Origin of the sequence: Mycobacterium sp. (genome assembly GCF_008709575.1) — a bacterium.
GTDB lineage: Bacteria > Actinomycetota > Actinomycetes > Mycobacteriales > Mycobacteriaceae > Mycobacterium.
The window spans coordinates 1-563 of the sequence record NZ_VYIK01000513.1 but is presented as its reverse complement, the minus strand read 5'-3'; the positions used below and the strand labels follow the sequence as shown (position 1 = coordinate 563).

2 pseudogenes are annotated in these 563 nt (G+C 71.2%); both read left to right on the top strand.

From position 1 onward, the window contains the following. Nucleotides 1–395 (top strand): annotated as a pseudogene (manB, locus tag F6Q13_RS19895) (phosphomannomutase/phosphoglucomutase); the annotation flags it as partial. Further along, nucleotides 392–563: pseudogene (locus F6Q13_RS19890) on the top strand (TobH protein); the annotation flags it as partial. The pseudogenes manB and F6Q13_RS19890, both read left to right, overlap by 4 nt.

Sequence of the window (563 nt, the reverse complement as noted above, 5' to 3'; positions counted from 1 at the left end):
CGGGGATGCTGGCCGCGCTGCACGTGCTGGCCGCGCTCGGCGAACAGCAGCGGCCGCTCTCCGAGCTGACCGCCGATTACCGACGCTACGAATCGTCCGGCGAGATCAACTTCACCGTTGTCGACGCGCAGGCGTGCGTCGCGGCGGTGCTGAGGTCCTTCGGCACCCGCGTCCACTCGATCGACCGCCTGGACGGGTTGACGGTGGACCTCGACAACGGCAGCTGGTTCAACCTGCGCAGCTCCAACACCGAGCCACTGCTGCGGCTCAATGTCGAGGGTCGCTGCGCCGAGGACGTCGACGCGGTGGTGCGACAGGTCGCCGCTGCCATCACCGCCGAAACGGCCGGCGAGGCGGTGCCTTCGCACGGGCTGTCGCACGAGGCCGTCAGGTGAGCGCAACACAGGCCGTCATCGACCTCGATGACACCGACGCCCTGATCGAGGCTGATCGCGGGGGGCTGCTGCGGGCGGCGTCGACGGCGGGCGCCCAGGTGCGCGCGACGGCCGCAGCCCTCGACGAGGGCGCTTTGGAGTCGGTGTGCGACGGCGGCCGTCCCCGCA